This window comes from Ruegeria sp. CG1, from assembly GCF_056537265.1.
This window is the reverse complement of sequence record NZ_JBQFRF010000002.1, coordinates 719,690-737,930: the sequence shown is the minus strand read 5'-3', so window position 1 is coordinate 737,930 and position 18,241 is coordinate 719,690. Positions and strand designations below refer to the sequence as shown.

General features: G+C 55.9%; 18 protein-coding genes. 6 read left to right on the top strand and 12 right to left on the bottom strand.

Translation table 11 applies throughout. The features are described 5' to 3' along the window. Window positions 1-9 precede the first annotated feature (9 nt). Window positions 10-1,449, bottom strand: a complete 1,440-nt coding sequence (locus ACR0AU_RS08990; RefSeq protein WP_170394725.1) for an aldehyde dehydrogenase family protein — start codon at window positions 1,447-1,449, stop codon at window positions 10-12. Between the two features lie 218 nt (window positions 1,450-1,667). Between ACR0AU_RS08990 and ACR0AU_RS08985 the strand changes: the two genes are divergently transcribed. Next, complete coding sequence (locus ACR0AU_RS08985; RefSeq protein WP_170408508.1) at window positions 1,668-2,318, top strand: peroxiredoxin; 651 nt, start codon at window positions 1,668-1,670, stop codon at window positions 2,316-2,318. 39 nt (window positions 2,319-2,357) lie between these two features. Here ACR0AU_RS08985 and ACR0AU_RS08980 read toward each other — a convergent pair whose 3' ends face one another. Together ACR0AU_RS08980 and ACR0AU_RS08975 are read right to left on the bottom strand one after the other, a co-directional pair. Further along, on the bottom strand, window positions 2,358-3,353 hold the full coding sequence (locus ACR0AU_RS08980; protein WP_480795577.1) for a Hint domain-containing protein: 996 nt from the start codon (window positions 3,351-3,353) through the stop codon (window positions 2,358-2,360). A 316-nt stretch (window positions 3,354-3,669) separates the two neighbouring features. Further along, window positions 3,670-4,299 carry a TIGR02466 family protein gene (locus ACR0AU_RS08975; RefSeq protein ID WP_170733908.1) on the bottom strand — a complete coding sequence of 210 codons (630 nt, stop codon included), beginning with the start codon at window positions 4,297-4,299 and terminating at the stop codon, window positions 3,670-3,672. Between the two features lie 250 nt (window positions 4,300-4,549). On the opposite strand from ACR0AU_RS08975, the gene ACR0AU_RS08970 reads away from it, so the two are divergent. Both ACR0AU_RS08970 and ACR0AU_RS08965 read left to right on the top strand, forming a co-directional pair. Further along, complete coding sequence (locus ACR0AU_RS08970) at window positions 4,550-5,089, top strand: hypothetical protein (protein ID WP_480795576.1); 540 nt, start codon at window positions 4,550-4,552, stop codon at window positions 5,087-5,089. Window positions 5,090-5,125: 36 nt separating this feature from the next. Beyond that, window positions 5,126-5,626, top strand: coding sequence for a helix-turn-helix transcriptional regulator (locus ACR0AU_RS08965; RefSeq protein WP_170394711.1), 501 nt, complete (start codon window positions 5,126-5,128; stop codon window positions 5,624-5,626). Window positions 5,627-5,920: 294 nt separating this feature from the next. On the opposite strand, the gene pnp is transcribed toward ACR0AU_RS08965, so the two are convergent. The 4 genes from pnp to ACR0AU_RS08945 form a co-directional block, all read right to left on the bottom strand. Beyond that, window positions 5,921-8,071, bottom strand: a complete 2,151-nt coding sequence (gene pnp, locus ACR0AU_RS08960; protein ID WP_170394709.1) for a polyribonucleotide nucleotidyltransferase — start codon at window positions 8,069-8,071, stop codon at window positions 5,921-5,923. Between the two features lie 224 nt (window positions 8,072-8,295). Next, a complete protein-coding gene (locus tag ACR0AU_RS08955; protein WP_170802591.1) occupies window positions 8,296-8,664 on the bottom strand; it encodes a DUF1761 family protein in 369 nt (122 codons plus the stop codon). Next, a complete protein-coding gene (locus ACR0AU_RS08950; RefSeq protein ID WP_223117202.1) occupies window positions 8,661-9,083 on the bottom strand; it encodes an SRPBCC family protein in 423 nt (140 codons plus the stop codon). Before ACR0AU_RS08950 ends, ACR0AU_RS08955 begins: the two co-directional genes overlap by 4 nt. Next, a complete protein-coding gene (locus tag ACR0AU_RS08945; protein WP_170394700.1) occupies window positions 9,064-9,417 on the bottom strand; it encodes a metalloregulator ArsR/SmtB family transcription factor in 354 nt (117 codons plus the stop codon). The genes ACR0AU_RS08950 and ACR0AU_RS08945 overlap by 20 nt, the downstream gene beginning before the upstream one ends. 268 nt (window positions 9,418-9,685) lie before the next feature. Here ACR0AU_RS08945 and ACR0AU_RS08940 point away from each other — a divergent pair, with 268 nt between their 5' ends. Next, window positions 9,686-11,287, top strand: coding sequence for a BCCT family transporter (locus ACR0AU_RS08940; RefSeq protein WP_170394697.1), 1,602 nt, complete (start codon window positions 9,686-9,688; stop codon window positions 11,285-11,287). A gap of 116 nt (window positions 11,288-11,403) precedes the next feature. Here ACR0AU_RS08940 and ACR0AU_RS08935 read toward each other — a convergent pair whose 3' ends face one another. Continuing rightward, complete coding sequence (locus ACR0AU_RS08935) at window positions 11,404-11,613, bottom strand: hypothetical protein (RefSeq protein ID WP_170408501.1); 210 nt, start codon at window positions 11,611-11,613, stop codon at window positions 11,404-11,406. Between the two features lie 449 nt (window positions 11,614-12,062). Between ACR0AU_RS08935 and ACR0AU_RS08930 the strand changes: the two genes are divergently transcribed. After that, a complete protein-coding gene (locus tag ACR0AU_RS08930) occupies window positions 12,063-13,310 on the top strand; it encodes an MFS transporter (RefSeq protein ID WP_480795575.1) in 1,248 nt (415 codons plus the stop codon). A gap of 386 nt (window positions 13,311-13,696) precedes the next feature. On the opposite strand, the gene rpsO is transcribed toward ACR0AU_RS08930, so the two are convergent. From rpsO to ACR0AU_RS08915, 3 genes are all read right to left on the bottom strand, one after another. Next, window positions 13,697-13,966, bottom strand: coding sequence for a 30S ribosomal protein S15 (gene rpsO, locus ACR0AU_RS08925; protein ID WP_050605082.1), 270 nt, complete (start codon window positions 13,964-13,966; stop codon window positions 13,697-13,699). A gap of 143 nt (window positions 13,967-14,109) precedes the next feature. Next, entirely contained in the window at window positions 14,110-15,144 is a 1,035-nt protein-coding gene (locus ACR0AU_RS08920; RefSeq protein WP_170637138.1) for a calcium-binding protein, read from the bottom strand. A 96-nt stretch (window positions 15,145-15,240) separates the two neighbouring features. Next, a complete protein-coding gene (locus tag ACR0AU_RS08915) occupies window positions 15,241-15,744 on the bottom strand; it encodes a DUF1643 domain-containing protein (RefSeq protein ID WP_170513974.1) in 504 nt (167 codons plus the stop codon). Between the two features lie 107 nt (window positions 15,745-15,851). Here ACR0AU_RS08915 and ACR0AU_RS08910 point away from each other — a divergent pair, with 107 nt between their 5' ends. Next, a complete protein-coding gene (locus ACR0AU_RS08910) occupies window positions 15,852-17,300 on the top strand; it encodes a pyridoxal-dependent decarboxylase (protein ID WP_170626774.1) in 1,449 nt (482 codons plus the stop codon). A 7-nt stretch (window positions 17,301-17,307) separates the two neighbouring features. Here ACR0AU_RS08910 and truB read toward each other — a convergent pair whose 3' ends face one another. Beyond that, window positions 17,308-18,216, bottom strand: coding sequence for a tRNA pseudouridine(55) synthase TruB (gene truB / locus ACR0AU_RS08905; protein ID WP_480795574.1), 909 nt, complete (start codon window positions 18,214-18,216; stop codon window positions 17,308-17,310). Window positions 18,217-18,241: the final 25 nt, after the last annotated feature.

Below are 18,241 nucleotides of genomic sequence, written 5' to 3'. Positions count from 1 at the left end.
CAAGATTGACTATTCGGCGGCCCAACCGCCAACGGCCTTGACCTCAAGGAAGTCCTCCAGTCCCCAAACCCCGCCTTCGCGGCCATTGCCGGACTGTTTCATCCCACCAAACGGGGACCCAGCGCTGCGCGACTGGCCGTTCATCTCAACCATGCCCGACCGCAAGACGCGAGCCATTCGGTTGGCGCGTGCACCGTCTTGGGTCTGAACATAATTGGTCAGCCCGTAAGGTGTGTCATTGGCAATCTCGATGGCTTCTTCTTCGGTATCGAAGGGGATCATGGTCAGAACCGGGCCAAAGATCTCCTCGCGCGCAATGGTCATCTGGTTGTTGGCATCTGCAAAGACCGTAGGACGCACATAGTAGCCCTTGTTCAGTCCTTCAGGGCGACCGGTACCGCCTGCCACCAGACGCGCGCCCTCATCAATTCCTTTCTGGATCAGGTCCTGAATTTTGGTCCACTGCACTTCGTTCACCACCGGTCCGATATGTCGGCCTTCTTCGGCGGCACTGCCGACGGTGACCTTGTTTGCCACTTCGGCGGCTGTCTCAACCGCCTGATCATAGATCGGACGCTGCACCAGCATCCGGCTGGGCGCGTTACAGCTTTGACCGGTGTTGTTCATCATGTGCAGGACGCCGCGTTTTACCGCCTTTTCGTCGGCATCGGCGAAGACCACATTGGCCCCTTTGCCGCCCAGTTCCAGATGCACTTTCTTCAGTGTATCCGCCGCATTCTTGGAAATCGCAGTGCCCGCGCGGGTCGAACCGGTGAAGCTGACCATATCAACATCTGCGTGCCCCGAGAGCTGAGAGCCCACGCCCACGCCATCGCCATTCACCAGGTTGAAAACACCAGCCGGGAAGCCAGCCTCATCCATCATCTCAGCAAAGATCATCGCGTTCAGCGGGCTTTGCTCGGACGGTTTCAGCACCATCGTGCAGCCCGCAATCGCCGCCGCGCCGACCTTGAGCGTGACCTGATTCATCGGCCAATTCCATGGGGTGATCAGGGCTGCCACACCCACCGCTTCATAGATGATCCGGTCATTCGGCGCATGATCGCCCAACGGACGTTCGAATTGGAACGCCTTGGCGGCACGGATGAAGTTTTTCAGGTGATAGATCCCCGCGCCCGATTGCTGGCTGCGCGCCATTTCGATCGGTGCACCCATCTCCATCGACATCGCCTGGGCCAGATCCTCTGAGCGGGTGGCGTAAATATCGACCAGTTTCTCTACCAAAGCGATGCGCTCGTCCACCGGGGTTGCCATCCAACCAGGAAGAGCAGCTTTGGCCGCGGCGACCGCTGCGTTAGTGTCAGCCTCTGACCCCAATGAGATCACCGCGCATGGTTCTTCGGTCGACGGGTCGATCACTTCGAAATCATTCGGCTCTGATGGGGCGACCCATTTGCCGTTGATATAGAAATCGCGTTTTTCGATCATGGCTCATCCTCCGGATCAGGAATCAATCGACCGAACGGTCGGTTTTCATTCGCACTCTGTCACCCACCCGGGTGTCGGGCAAGGGTAAAACATAATTTGATCAAATTATCTACCTACTGAATCTTCTGACAGCGCAACATGAATGGTTTAACCTCTGCGCAAAGTGATTAGGTTGGCAGCAATCGACTCGCGATTTTTCACAGGAAAGGAGTTTCCCAATGGGTTTGCGCATCAATGATACGGTCCCGAATTTCACCGCAGAGACAGATCAGGGCACCGTCCAGTTTCATGACTGGATTGGCGATAGCTGGGCCATCCTGTTCTCACACCCCAAGGACTTCACTCCTGTTTGCACGACCGAGTTTTCGGCAGTTGCGCAGCTGAACGATGAATGGGCGGCGCGGAACACCAAAGTGATCGGCGTGTCGGTCGATGGTGTCGAAGATCATAAGAAGTGGAAAAAAGATATCGAGGCCTATGGCAACGCCAACCCCGGCTTCCCGATCATCGCCGATGACGGTCTGGCTGTGTCCAAAGCCTTCGACATGCTGCCGGCCGAGGCCTATCTGCCCGACGGCCGCACGCCTGCCGACAGCGCAACTGTACGCTCTGTCTTTATCATCGGACCCGATAAGCAGTTGAAACTGTCCATGACCTACCCGATGACCGTGGGCCGCAACTTTGCCGAGATTCTGCGTGCGCTGGATGGCCTTCAGATGAGCGCCAAGGGCGTGGCAACCCCCGCAAATTGGGTGCCGGGTGAGGATGTGATCATTCCACCTGCGGTCTCCAACGATGAGGCAAAAGAGAAGTTCGGCGAGTTCGAGACGATCTTCCCCTATCTGCGCAAAACCAAAGCGCCGTCGTAATCGGATCAACGGGCAGGGGGCGAAAGCCCCCGCCTTCTTCTAATGCGCAAACGCCGAGGTTGCGCCGCAAGGGGCAGATAGCTCCGGGCGCAGCATCTGCACTTCGTACGGTTTCAGAACCGGCAGCACCGTATCACCATAGCCGCCTGTATCGGAATGAAGCTCAGGGAACAGCTCGAATAGTTCCTCCTTCACTGCACTGCTCATCGCGTCCAGCGTATATCCGCCGGGATAAAACGATTCCGACCACAATCCTTCGACATTCACCAGCTCATGCTGGTCGAATAGAATGTGAATGTACTCGACGCCCCCGCTTGGCGGAACTTGCGTGATAGACTTGCCGTTGAGCAGAGACTTGGCCGTCGCCAACATCATCGGGTGACTATGATGCAATTCCAATGCAGGTGAGGACACGACAACCCGATGCTGAGGTGACAGCAGCAGATCTCGCGATGGTGTCTGCGGCCCAAGACTGCCCGCACTGATCCGGATCGGGCAATGCTTAGGGGTCTGTCTCAGGTCCGCATCACTCAGCCGTCGCCGACCCACCCAGCGCACGGCCCGACCGGTGCCATCTGCGGTGATCACATGATCGCCTGCTTTGACTTCTTCGATCAGACGCTGGCCCGACGGTGTCAGAATATGTGACCCCGAAGTAAAGCAGACAAAGCTGGGAAGGTTATCATATTCGACCGCAGGTGCAGTACTCTGGGCCAGTGAGTTGCCTGTCAGTACATCGTTAACAGCAACGTTTCCCGAGGTCACAACGATGTATTGCGTACCCGAGAATTGCAGCAGTGTGTAGGTGACCGGTGCACCTCCGACCGTCGCGCTGTAGCCTTCAAATATTTGAAAGCTGCCGGAGTTGTTCAGCCCGGGGATTGGGAGGGTATCGAACTGTTGGCTGCCGTTGTTGTCCGGATTTTCGAGAAAATTATCATCATCAGTAATGGTGACCTGAAACCCCTGGGTCACCGTCACACTGGGGTTGCCAAACGGATCTCCGTCGATCTCAAAGATGGTGATAGAGGCCAAAGCGCGGCGACGTCCCAGATGATTTGGATTTCCTTAACTTTGAGCTAACTCAACTTAGAAGTGTTAACATATCGTTTACCGTGACGCGCAGGGCTCGAAAGCGGCACTGATCGAAAAAGGCAGATTGGCTATGGTTGGATCGACTGTGGGCACGCCTACCGAGGCGGTGGTAGGGATCGGATACGTCAGTTGAACGCGGTCTCGCTGCCAAAGGATTGTAGCTTCTGATGGAAACTGAAAGCCGCGCTGACTGCGTTGACCAGGCGAAACATTGCCATGATGTTCGATACCACAGAGGCTGCGTATCTCGAGGCGATTAACTGGGATCCGATTTTGGACGTCGAAAGGTTGCGTTGAAGGCAACCGTGACGCGGCTTTCTTTACTTTGGTTTGGGTGGACCCAATGGGTCAGATAGGATGGAAAAAGGATCATTTCGCCGGCTGCCGGGCGCAGCTTCTTTTTGTTCCGAAACGCACTCGCCTGAAGTATGCGCCAGTGAGGCAACTCGTTTCGGGGGTCGAGAAACTCAATCATTCCAGACGAACCTTCTTCGATCTCGGGTTGAGAAACATAGTACACTCCAGACCAATGCGCGCCGGGATGAGTATGCGGCGCATTGTACCCGCCGGAAGGATTGTCGTTTATCCACCCGAACAGTTTCAGGCGAAGTTTATCCAGTTCAACCTTGTCTGAGACCTTTCGCGTTATTTGAAACACCGCATCTTCGGCCGCGTCTCGCAAATTCTGAATAGCGGGCGTATCGCGATCAAAGAGGTTTCCGTTTGAGTGCCATCCGCCGCGATTGGATTTTGAGGCACCCTCGTCTTCCTCACGCATCTTTTCGGCCTCAAACAGAATCGCCGCATTAAGCGCTGCACTGTTAGGCACCACAAATCGCATCATTGGAGTAGAGAAGAGCTTTTCGAATTTCTTGGCTTCGGACATATCCTCGGTGTCACCTTCAAAAACTACATGGCTGTAAATTCAGATCGGTCCGAGATCAAATTCAGGAATTTGCTCCTGAAAAATTTTTCGGCGCTCTCCAAATCCACGTTCCCGCACATTGCGCGCATTACCCAGTACCGTTGAGGATATAGTTCTTTGGTTCAAGTCTGGCCTAACCAACCTAAGTTATATTCCCATCGCAAAGCGCCGATGTTTTAGTTCAATTGGCAATTCCTTTGAGGATGGGAACATGAACAAGAAAACTATCGGTCTGACATCAACTTTCGTTCTGATGGCCACCACGGCGCTTTCGCAAACCACCAAGCAAGACATCATCGACGAACTCACAGAACAAGGTTTCCAACGAATCGAAATAACCAACACGCTGTTTGGGAATCTTCGCTTTGAAGCAACTGGACCTGGAATCGAGAGAGAAGTGGTGCTGGGGAAAGACGGAACCATCGTTCGGGATCGTTCTGAGCGAGACGATGAGTTCGACGATGAGGAAGATGACGACGAAGATGACGACGAAGGATTTGATGACGAAGGTGACGATGACGAAGGCGATGGGGAAAACGATAGCGAAGGCGACGATGGTGAACGCGACAGCGAAGGCGACGATGGTGAACGCGACAGCGAAGGCGACGATGGTGAGCGCGACAGCGAAGGTGACGATGGCGAGCGCGATAGCGAAGGCGACGATGGCGAACGCGATAGCGAAGGCGATGACGGCGAACGCGATAGCGAAGGCGACGATGGCGAAGGGGATGACGAAGGCGACGATGATTAATTCAGCTTCCAACTTGAGCCCAAGCGAGATTGGGGTTTGAACAAATGGTTTAAAAAAGAAGCCATGTTCAAAGCGGGGATCGCTGTATATGCGATCTCTGCTTTGACGTTTGTGATCGAATTGATTGGCGAAATAACAGGGTACTACATTTTTTCCGCGAGTTGGGTGGTCCATGAAATCACGGCTCTCATCACCCTATTTGGGTTTATTCTTGGGGGGCTTTTGATTTGGCAAAGCCACAGGCTGTTTTTGCGACGTCACCAAGAAGTCAAACAGAACCTGCGAAAGGCTCAAGGCGAGTTTTTTCGGATGCTGGAACTACAGTTCGACCGTTGGGGCCTTAGTGCTGCGGAACGAGATGTTGCACTGCTCACCGTAAAGGGCCTGTCCCTCGCAGAAATAGCTAAACTGCGCGAGACCAGCGAGGGAACAATCAAGTCCCAGAACAATTCAATCTACAAAAAAGCTAAGGTCAAATCGAGGACGCAACTGTTAGGCGCGCTCATAGAAGAGCTTTTGATCGAAGAAAAGAAATAATCCAAGAAACGATCGGATATCGTCGTAAATTCATTCATTTATCGGCAATGAGTAGAAAAGAACGCCCAAGTAGATGCCTCGGGGCTGTAAAGCCAACGTTTTAAGTGGTTGCGAGGCTCTGTTTCAGGGCAATGCACTCAGCGATTAAAACTGTATCCTCATCTAAATTGAAGCCTACCCCAGCACCAGCTGATGATCGGCACATTCCACAGTATCGCTTCGGCACTCGACATTCGCCCAAAGAAAAAGGCCCCGGCAGATTACCGGGGCCTTCGTTCTTGCAAAAGAGGCAGATTACTCTGCGCTTTCCTCTTTCTTTTCTTTCTTCTCGGGAACGATCTCTTCGCCGGTTTCCTGATCGACAACTTTCATCGACAGGCGCACCTTGCCGCGATCGTCAAAGCCCAGCAGCTTGACCTTTACTTCCTGACCTTCTTTCAGAACATCCGACGGATGGTTCAGGCGTCGGTTTTCGATCTGGGACACGTGCACCAGACCGTCGCGCTTGCCAAAGAAGTTCACGAAGGCACCGAAGTCGACGATCTTGACCACTTTACCGGTGTAGATCTGGCCTTCTTCCGGCTCAGCAACGATCGAGTGGATCATCTCATAGGCCTTCTTGATCGATTCACCGTCGGGCGACGCGATCTTGATGACGCCGTCGTCATTGATGTCGACCTTGGCACCCGAAACCTCGACGATCTCGCGGATGACCTTACCGCCCGAACCGATCACTTCACGGATCTTGTCGGTGGGGATGTTCATGGTCTCGATGCGCGGGGCGTGGACCGAGAATTCGTTGGTCTCGGACAGGGCTTTGCCCATCTCACCCAGAATGTGCATCCGGCCGTCCTTGGCTTGCGCCAGGGCTTTCTCCATGATCTCAGGCGTGATGCCCGCAACCTTGATATCCATCTGCAGCGAGGTGATGCCGTTTTCGGTACCCGCAACCTTGAAGTCCATGTCGCCCAGGTGATCTTCGTCACCCAGAATGTCCGACAGGATGGCGTATTCGCCGTCATCTTCCAGGATCAGACCCATGGCCACACCGGCAACCGGTGCTTTGAGCGGAACGCCCGCATCCATCATCGACAGCGAACCGCCGCAGACCGACGCCATTGAGCTGGAGCCGTTGGATTCCGTGATCTCCGACACGATACGGATCGTGTAGGGGAAGTCGGTCGCAGCAGGCAGAACCGCCTGCAGGGCGCGCCATGCCAGCTTGCCGTGGCCGATCTCACGACGACCGGGGCCACCGACGCGACCAACTTCACCAACCGAATACGGAGGGAAGTTGTAGTGCAGCAGGAAGTTCGATTTGAAGTTGCCGTGCAGTGCGTCGATAAACTGCTCATCGTCGCCGGTGCCCAGCGTGGTCACGGCCAATGCCTGAGTCTCACCACGGGTGAACAGGGCAGAACCGTGGGTGCGTGGCAGCATCGAGGTTTCTGCGACGATCGAACGGATATCGGTGGTCGAACGACCGTCGATACGCTTGCCGCCTTTGACGACGTCACCGCGCAGAATGCCTGCTTCCAGCTTCTTCATTGCGGAACCGAGGTTGCCGTCTTCCAGCTGCTCTTCGGTCAGCGCTTCCTTGATCGCTTCACGGGCCGCGGCAACAGCGGCGGTGCGCTCTTGCTTGTCGGTGATCGCGAACGCGGCGCGCATCTTCTCTTCACCGGCAGCCGAAACAGCGGCGGACAGCTCCGAGTAATCGGGGGCGACGAATTCGAACGGCTCTTTCGCGGCTTCTTCGGCCAGCGAGATGATCAGGTCGATCACGGGCTGAATTTGCTCATGCGCGAAGTTTACCGCGCCCAGCATTTCCGCCTCAGAGAGTTCGTAAGCTTCCGATTCCACCATCATCACGGCGTCTTTGGTACCGGCAACAACCAGGTCCAGACGCTGTTCAGGGTTCAGGCGCAGGTCCTGCATGTCGTCGACGGTCGGGTTCAGAACGTATTCGCCATCCTCGAAACCAACGCGGGCACCGGCGATCGGACCCATGAACGGCGCGCCGGAAATGGTCAGAGCAGCGGATGCCGCGATCATCGCAACGATGTCGGGGTCGTTGACCAGATCGTGGGACAGCACGGTGCACATCACCAGAACTTCGTTTTTGAAGCCGTCAACAAACAGCGGGCGGATCGGACGGTCGATCAGACGCGCGGTCAGCGTCTCTTTCTCGGTCGGGCGTGCTTCGCGCTTGAAGAAGCCACCCGGAACCTTACCGGCGGCATAGTATTTTTCTTGATAGTGTACGGTCAGCGGGAAAAAATCCTGACCGGGCTTTTGAGCACGGGCAAAGGTCACGTTTGCCATGACGCTGGTTTCGCCCAGCGTGGCAATCACGCTGCCGTCGGCCTGACGGGCAACCTTGCCGGTTTCCAGTGTCAGCGTCTCTTCGCCCCACTGAATCGATTTCTTTGTTACATCAAACATATGCGTATCCTAGAACGGAGCACTCCCGCCCCTGCGGGTCTCCGGTTTGCATGGCGGCCCCATTGCCGCCGACCCCACTTTATCTTCCATTCGAGTGCCGGGGTCAGGGCACAACGTCTCAGATGACAGGCCCATACATCAGTTTGCAAGCTTTGGAAAGTCGGGAGTTTTTGGGGGGCAGGGGATTGCCTAACCCCCGCCCAAGCTGGGCAGGGGCCGATGTATCAAAGGATAGCGTGCGCCAATATCATCACCACGCCGCAGCCCAGCGCATATCCGGTGTCGACTGCGATGGCGAAGCCGCTTTTCTGCGCCCATGCCCCGACCGATGCGGCCTGAGCAGCCACTGCGAGGATGGCCAGAACTGCAACGCCAAGGCTATTGGTGGTCTCGGTCACGGCGATCACAGCAGCCAGCAGGATCAGAAATATGATCTGGGCTGCCAGTTGAGGCAGAGGTGGTGTGTCAGGCGGTGTCGGATCGATCCGAGTACCTTCGGCCCAGCGTTTCTGAAAGCCGACGGGTCCGTAGACCAGCCACCCTAGCAGAAAGGCGGCGGTGACTCCCGCGCCAAGGGCAAGCCAGTTGATCACAGCGCACCCTCCAGCGTCTCAAGGATTCGGGTCCAGCCGCCTTCATGATTGTCTCGGCTTTCTTCCGAAGGGAAGCGGATGTGGTGCAGGCGCAATTCCGTGCCCTTATCGGTTGGAGTGAAATCCAGCGTCACGGTGGAATCGTCCTGACTGTAAGGAGAATTCCAAGTGAATTGCAGCCGATTGGGCCGGTCGATCACCTTGTATTCGCCCTCATGCGGAAGGTCCCCGGCCTCGGGCGCGCGCATGATGATCTTGAACCGGCCCCCTACCTTGGCGTCAGAATAAGCTTCGGGCACTGACATGTTGGGACCGGGCAGCATGAACTTGGCCAACATTTCCGGGTCTAGCCAAGCATCAAACACCTTTTCCGGCGGGTGCGGAATGGCGCGGGTTATTTCAAGGGACAGTTCCGTCATCTTCTGGGTCCTCCAAAGCAGTTTCCAAGGCGTCCAGCCGAAGCGCCCAGATCGAACGCAGCCCGGCGAACCAGTCATCCACGGCTGACAAGGGGGCCATCTGCACCTCGATCAGATGCTCGCGCCATTCCGTCCGACGCCGCACCAGCCCGGCATTCTCCAGCACCTTGATGTGCTTGGACACCGAGTTGAGGCTCATATCGAATTGCCGCGCAATATCCGTCACCCGCAAGGGGCCTTGCTGCGCGAGCATCGTTAGGATCACGCGGCGGGTTGGGTCGGACGCGGCCTTCAATATAGCGCCTAGGTCATAGCGATTCTCTCGTTCAACCATTTGGATGAATTACATGCCTTTTCCGTTTCAGTCAACCATTTGGTTGAATAACAGGATATTTGCAGCTCTGAAAGCTAATTCGGTCGCTCCCACCGCCTAATTATTCGCGAAATCGAATATATTTGGTGAAAATTTAGTATCCGTATAGGCTGAAACCACCATACCTGCGGTCGAAACGACGGAAACGCGCCAAGGGAATACGAATATCACCTCCGTCCGCCGGTCGAATACCTTGGCGTTTGCACGTAGCGAACAGAAGGGCAGACGCATGGCACAAACCAAGAAAATGCTGGATCCGGATCCCCGGATTTATGACTTTGAGACCGAATATGAGCTGGGGCAGGACAATGTCCGGCCTTTCGGTCTGGACATCCATAACCCGGTCTTTTTGATCTCTAGTATCCTGATCTTTGCGTTCGTCCTGATCGCGCTGGCAAATCAGGAATCCGCAGCCACGTTCTTTGGCTGGCTCCGGCCATGGCTGACCAGCACGTTTGACTGGTTTCTGGTGCTGTCGGTTGACGCAATCACCCTGTTCTGTCTGGTGCTGATCATCTTGCCTGTGGGCAAGGTGCGGATCGGCGGCAAGGACGCCAAACCCGACTATTCCTACGCCGGATGGATCGCGATGATGTTCGCGGCCGGGATCGGCATCGGGCTGTTGTTCTTCGGCGTGATGGAGCCGGTCTATTACAACTTTGCAGAAGACGGCAACGCCCGCCCGCTGGGCATCGATATCGCTGTGCCGGGTAACGAATACATCGGCATTGTCGGCACGATCCATCATTGGGGTCTCGAAGGCTGGGCTGTATATGCGGCCGTTGGTCTGGCGCTTGCAATCTTCAGCTATAATCTCGGGCTACCATTGACCCTGCGTTCGGCTTTTTATCCGATCCTGGGCGAGCGCGTCTGGGGCTGGTGGGGCCACATCATCGATACTCTGGCAGTATTCGCGACCCTCTTCGGCCTGACCACATCATTGGGTTTGGGCGCACAACAGGTGGCCGCCGGGCTGTATGAGGTCTTTGGCATCGAACCCAGCCCCACCGTCACCGTCCTGCTGATCATAGGCATTACGATGATCGCACTGGGCTCGGTCCTGATGGGCATGGATGCAGGAGTCAAACGGTTGAGTGAGATCAACATGATCATGGCCGTAGGACTGTTCATCTTCGTCATCGTAGTTACCGGTGTCGGAACCGCCATTGCACGGTATTTCAACGTGATGGTGGATTACGTGACCCATCTACCGGCCCTGTCCAATCCGTTCGGTCGGGAAGACACCAGCTACTTCCACGGCTGGACAACCTTCTACTGGGCCTGGTGGATTGCGTGGTCACCTTTCGTGGGCATGTTCATCGCCCGCATTTCCAAAGGTCGTACGGTGCGTGAGTTCGTGATCTGCGCCTTGTTGGCACCCACTGCGGTTTGCGCCCTGTGGATGTCGACCTTTGGTGGCGCCGCAATTGACATGCTGAACGCAGGCGGAGCAGAGGGCGTCCGCGCCACAGTGATCGAAAGCTATGCCCCCGAGGGCGCGCTGTTCGGCTTCCTGAAAGAGCTGCCGCTTTACGGCATCATTGCCCCGATCGCTCTGATCCTGATCGTTGTGTTCTTTGTCACATCGTCGGACTCAGGCTCGCTGGTGATCGATACGATCACGGCAGGCGGCAAGATGGACGCACCGGTTGTGCAACGCGTGTTCTGGTGCACGCTTGAAGGCCTCGTCGCAATCGCACTGCTGCTGGGCGGAGGTCTCTCTGCCTTGCAAGGGGCAGCGGTGTCGACTGGAATTCCGTTTACCTTGGTGGTTCTGATCATGTGCTACTGCCTGTGGCTGGCGCTTAAATCAGAAAAGGCCAAGATGTAACTGGGATTATCCTGAGAAAACCGAAACGCCCGCCAATTCGGCGGGCGTTTTTGGTCCGGAGCGGCCCCTGTAGCGCGTGCCCATGCAGCAGTCGTCGGGAGCGTACCAAACGGCGGTCAGTGCAGCGAATCCTCGCGTTTGCCTTGGGTTGGATATTCCATCTTTTCATCTTCTAGGATCCCGCGAAGAACCGCCGCTGTCTCAACCTTCGAAATTGCCTTCTTATGGTCGTAGGGATTATTCAAAATCGACCGCGCATTTGTGGCGTTGGACGTCTCAGACATCTTGGTTGCAAACACCCGGCTCAGAATTGTCTTCAATGGCATCATTCAACTCCCGCAACATATGGTCATCAAATCCTTGCCGCTGCGGGTCAGGTCCAAGCCACTTGAGGGAAGGGCTCAAAGACCAACTTCCGTGAGTGTGAACCCGCAGCGACACCGTCCATGTAAGAAAAATGGGGTGCCGAGAAAGGGGGAAGAAATCTGCTGTTTGCATCATTTTTTTGACCGCTTGGAAAAAAATCACGGCACTTCTTACGCTTACGTCAACCTTCTAACCTAGGGCCCGACTTTCGCGACGCGGCGTCACAATTCGAAACCCAAGGTCAGCCCCCCGGATACCGCCCGTCGCCGCGCCAAATTGGACAGAAAACAAAAGAGCTCATACCCTGACTCCGGGCAAATCTTGGCGCAGCGCGTGTTTCTTGTGATGTGGCCGGCCCCCTCGACGTTTTGAAATTGGATTATTCCGGGACCGTAATGAGGAAGCTGTTATGAACCTTTCACGATTGTCTCTGTTGCTGGTCGTTTTCATTGACGTGATGGGTTTTGGATTGATCGTGCCGATTTTCAACACGATCCTGCTGGATCCACACCAGGCTTTCCTCGCACATGGAACAGCGACGAATATCCGCCAGCTCGACTATACGATACTGATTGTCGTCTTCTTTCTGTTCTACTTTTTCGGGGCGGCCTTCATCGCCAAGTTGTCGGACTATATCGGGCGTAAAACAGGCATCATGATCTGCCTTACCGGTGCCCTGATCGGCTATGTTCTGACTGTGGCCGCGATCATGACGTCCAGCTATTGGCTGTTGCTTTTGGGGCGCGCCATTTCCGGGTTTACGACGGCCAACCAACCCATTGCGCAGGCCGCATTGATCGACATCAGCCATGACGATCAGGAGAAATCAAAAAACCTCGGGATGATTGTTGCGGCATCCGCGCTGGGCCTGCTCGGGGGGCCACTGATTTCAGGATTGCTCAGCGACCAAAACCTGATGGGGTCATTTGCGTCACTGGAACTGCCTTTCTACGTCGCCATTGCCCTGATCCTGATCAACATGGCACTGATTCTGTTCTTCTTCTCCGAACCCGGTTTCAAAAGACAAAAAATTGACTTCGGGCTTTTAGATGTTGTTTTGAACCTGTGGAAAGTCTTCTCGCACCCGGTCGTTTTGCGGCTTTCGGTCGTCATGTTGTTCTCGCTGATGTGCCTGAATGCGTTTTTCTTCTTCATCGACACGTATCTGCTGACCCGGTTCAAGTTCAGTACGCTTCAAAACAGCATGGCCCTCGCCGTGTTCGGAGGCTCCATGGCCTTTGGCAGTGCCTACCTCACCGCGCCGCTGCACGAGCGGTACAAAAAGTTTCCGATTCTGTATGTCTCCATTGCAGCGATGGCACTTGGGATATTGGCCTTCATGCTGAACCCCATGGCCGATCTGACCTATGTCCTGATTGTTCCGATAACCATCGCGTTCGCGATCATGTACCCGACCATGCTTTCGTTGTTTTCCGCGAGCGTCGGCCCAACCGAGCAAGGTTGGGTCATGGGTGTGACAGTCGCCATCTACGCGTTGGGCTCCGGGACCATTACGGCCCTCAGCGGGTCCCTCATGGCTATCAATTTGCGGATGCCTTTCGTGCTCGCGGTCATCTGCGGTGTACTGGCATTGATTGCGATGGCGAAACTGTTTCACCATCCCGGCGTTCAGGCGCTTGATACCAAGGGCAAGTAGGTTTCATCAGTGTGTCCCGAACGAAAATGGGCGCGCCCGCTACAGGCACGCCCAGTAAAAAAGGGAGGACTATGAAAAACCTGACGCTCGAAACAAAAGAAGCGCCTACTCACTAACATCCTCAGAATGGCGCAATCTTTGACCGCGTTCAGTGAAGTGGTTCACAGGAAGTTAAAAAAGTTTGCGCTTCTTTGCATAGCGGTAAGGTTTGGGCCGCAGGTATGTGTGTGCCGTCTCTCATGAACATGGCGGGAAATTCGCGCGCCGCACAGTTCACTAGATTAGACAGTGACCAAAACAAATACGCCCACCAAATGGCGGGCGTACAAGATGTACAATTTGTACGAACAGGGCCTCAGCGCCTGTACAACATGAACAAAACGCGTTTAGCGGCGGATGCCCAGCTTTTTGATCAGGTCCTGATAGCGTGCTTCTTCTTTGCCCTTCAGATAGTCCAGCAGCTTACGGCGCTGAGCAACCATCTTCAGCAGACCACGACGCCCGTGGTTGTCTTTCTTGTGGGTTTTGAAGTGCTCGGTCAGGGTGTTGATGCGCGAGGTCAGGATAGCAACCTGGACTTCAGGCGAACCAGTGTCGCCGTCCTTGGTTGCGAATTCTTTCATGACGCGTGCTTTATCAGCGGCAGTAATCGACATCGGGGTCTCCTTTAAAGGTTAGAGTTGATGGCGCAGGCCGGGATGTCGTCCAGCACAGGCCCATGGAGAAAACCGCACCGATTCCGATGCGGATGGGCGCGTATAGGCGCATTCACCGCAAATGGCAAAGGGATTCTGCAGGCTCAACTAGTGAAGGCGTACTGCTCCAACTGGGCTTCGGTCACAAACTGAATATCTTCAACAGTCAGACCCTCTGCGCCAAAAAGCTGAGCGACGTCTTCGCCATTGACCCGAACATGGGTCAAGCTGTTGTTTTGACTGTCCTGTTCGATCGTCAATTCCGGTTCTTCCGGGTTGTCCCAGGTGATCAGAAGCTTGTCGTGACCGATCTGGAAATCCATGATTGTCGTGGCTTCCTGCTCGGGGTCGGACTGCACAACGATCTCGTCCTCACCCTCTCCACCTGTGACCACATCGCCGTCTTCGGCAAGAATGACGTCGTCCCCAGAGCCCCCGTTCAGGAAGTCGCGCGCAGGCTCGTCCAGGCCATCTTCTCCGGACAAGATGTCATCACCATCTCCGCCAAACAGGGCGTCTTCACCGGCACCCCCAACAAGGTAGTCGTCGCCATCTCCGCCTTGTAGCGCGTCGTCGCCGTCATCGCCGCTTAACGTGTCATCGCCCTGACCACCAAAAAGCCGGTCATTCCCATCACCGCCGCTCAGATCATCTGTTCCGAAATGACCATACAGGTCGTCATTTCCTGACATTCCGTCCAACGCGTCGTCACCATATTCACCATGGAGCACATCATTCCCGAGGTTGCCAAACAGGACGTCCCCGCCACCACCACCATACAACACGTCGTTGCCAGCGCCGCCGTCGATCCAGTCGTCCCCGCCATATCCGTTGATCTGATCGTTGCCTTCCTGCCCGGTCAGAACATCCGCATCCTCATCGCCCGCAATGACCAGATCGCCTTCATACTCGGACACAATCTCACCAGTGTCAGAGCGGGTTTCCTCGGCAGAGCTGGGCTCGTCGATATTCTCGTCCGCGTCAAGCAAATTGCCTTCCGACAGGTCGTCGTCGACCGTTTCCTCGATGCGATCGTCTTCATCCTCGTTGTCGCCTTTGTCTTCTGGCACAAGTACGTCGCTGATTGCGTAGGCCGCACCACCCATGGCGGCCATTCCGAATAATCCGATCAGAAACATATCTACCCTCCGCAAGCACAATGGCTCCGAGTGTAAAACATCTCATGCAAACAATGGCTTGGTCAAAGCGAAGCTGAGAGCGTGGTTAATCCTTTATCACCAGGGTTCGGGCTGCTGAGTGTACGCAATGTAGAGAGGATGCTTCGGATGCCCGTCCTTGGTCAGCCCAAGGTGGAACAAGGGCTGGCCCGTGCCGCGCAGCAAGTCCTCAACTGCGGGGCCGCGTTCCAGATGTGCGCCATGGGTGCCCCAGGCGGCGATGACCTGATCCGCCCATTCCACGCCGTCTAGGATGGCTGCGTCATTCTCAGGCCCCACCGGATCTGCAGATGCTCGCATCTTGCGCGGATCAGTGTCGCGCCAGGCAAAGATATTGGTGACCTGAAAAGCTCCGAAACCCAGTGTGCGTGCGCGACGCTCGCAACGTTCCACCGTGGGGTCGTTCTGCACCTCGGTCGCCGTCGACGGATTCAGCATCACAAACAACGCCTTGCGGCCCGCCGGGTTCCAGATACGGGTCAGGCTATAGCGGTATTTTTCGCAATCGGAGTAGATAGCAGTCGAGGGCGCGTCGCCCTTGGTGTGAGAACGGGTGATCATGCAGTCGGGTTTGGCTGGAATTAGGCCCGTTTACAAGGGGCGATGTCCTGATCCTTAACTTGTGCTATACCTGCCTTCATTTGAACGGCTTATTCTGGGGGGAAGACATGACATTCGAGACATTGGATCCGGCGGATTGGGAGCAGACCCGCAAATTAGCACATGAGATGTTGGATATGGCGTTGGATCATACGCGTGATGTGCGTGATAGGTCGATATGGAAAGATATGCCGACTGCGATACGCAACGGGTTCGAAACGCCTGCACCTCAGCAGGGTATGCCGTTGGGTGATTTGATGGATGATGTCCAGTCTCAGGTCATGCAGTATCCAATGGGCAATATTCATCCCCGGTTTTGGGGCTGGTATATGGGCGCGAGCAATTTCACTGGCGCGATGGCGGATTTTCTGGCTGCGGTTCAGGGATCGAACCTAGGGGGAGGGAATCATGCGGCAGCCCTGATCGACCGACAAGTCGTCGACTGGCTACGCGAGATGATCGGTCTGCCGGAAGGGGCCAGTGGGACATTGGTCAGCGGCGGCAGCGTGGCAAACTTGATCGGGCTGACGGTGGCCCGCAACGTCAAATCCGGGATCGACATGCGCGAAGAGGGCATCGCCGCCATGGATAAGCCGATGCGGTATTACGGATCGGATCAGATGCACAGTTGTCACCAAAAGTCGCTCGAAACACTGGGTCTGGGCAACAAGGCGCTGCGGCGTGTTCCTACGCAAGACGATTTGACGATGGATCTTGAAGCGCTTGCCGGCATGGTCGCGCAGGATCGCGCAGACGGCCTTAACCCCGCTTGTGTGATTGCCACCGCCGGAACCGTGAACACAGGCGCCATAGACGACTTGTCGGCGATTGCCGATTTCTGCCGCGAGGAAGGCCTGTGGTTTCATGTTGACGGCTGTATCGGTGCGTTAATTGCAATCGCCCATGATAACAGTTGGCGCGTGTCCGGCATCGAACGCGCGGATTCCGTCGCGCTCGACCCACACAAATGGTTACATGCGCCTTTCGAAGTGGGTTGCGCGTTGGTGCGAAGCCATGATGCCCACCACGCGACATTTACTCTGACCCCGGAATACCTGGAACCGCAATCCCGAGGCGTCGCCGGGGCGGCGTTTTTGCACGATTACGGCATTCAGACTTCGCGTGGGTTTCGAGCGCTCAAGGTCTGGATGTCCTTGAAGGAGCACGGCGTTCAGAAATTCGGCAGGCTCATTGATCAGGATATCGAAAAGGCGCGTTATCTGACTTCGCTGATCGAGGCAGAGGATGACCTCACCTTGATGTTCCCCACCAATATAAACATCGTTTGTTTCCGCTATGACCCGGGCGGTCTCAGCCCCGAAACTCTGCGTGCGATTAACAGCGAAATCATGTTGTGCCTGCAAGAGGAAGGCACTGCGGTTTTGTCGGATACAACGGTTCAGGGGGCGCATTGCCTACGGGTGGCGGTTAACAATCACCGCACGCAAAAGCAGGATCTGGATCTACTGGTGTCCGAGATACTTCGACTGGGTCACAAATTGCGTATCGCCGCCTGAACAGTCATCAGTTGGCGGCAAAGACGCGGCTTGGGTGCAATTCGCCCGACTTGTAAATTCCTACGGCCACGGCCTTGCCATCCAGCGAGGCCCAGGCCTCGTCGCCGTATTCCACGTCAGAGGCCAGCACCATGCCCGGATTGCCATTCCGCAGACGGTTGGCTCCTTCAGAGGTGCATTTCAGCTCGGGCAGGTCCGACAGGCCGGTTTCCAGCGGATGCAGATAATCATCCAATGCGGTGGTTTTGGCCATTTCGTCGATCTGTTCGATGGTCAGGCCATCCTCGGCCTCAAACGGGCCGGACCAGATGCGGCGCAGTTTTTTCACGTGGCCGTGGCAGCCGAGCGCCTCACCCAGATCACGCGCAATGGAACGGACATAGCCACCTTTGCCACAGGTCATCTCCAGCACGACGTGGTCTTCGTCGGGGCGGTCGATCAGCACCAGTTCCTCTACCCAAAGAGGGCGGGCGGTCAGTTCTACATCCTCGCCATCTCGGGCCAGCTTATAGGCGCGTTGACCGTCGATTTTCACGGCCGAGAACTTGGGCGGCACCTGTTTGATATCGCCCAGAAACGGGCCGAGCGCTTGTTTGATATCCTCATCCGAGGGGCGCGCAATGCTTTCAGCGATGACTTCGCCCTCGGCATCATCGGTGTTGGTGGCCTGCCCCAGCCGCACGGTGAAGGTGTAGGCCTTCAGCGCATCGGTGATGTAGGGGACGGTCTTGGTTGCCTCACCCAGCGCAACGGCCAGAACGCCGGTCGCCTCGGGGTCCAGCGTGCCCGCATGGCCGGCTTTCTTGGCGTCCATCGCCCAACGCACCTTGTTGACCACCGCGGTCGAAGTCATGCCAGCGGGCTTGTCCACCACCAGCCAACCGGAAATGTCGCGGCCCTTGCGTTTGCGTCCCATTCTACACCTTGAGTCTTGCTGAGGC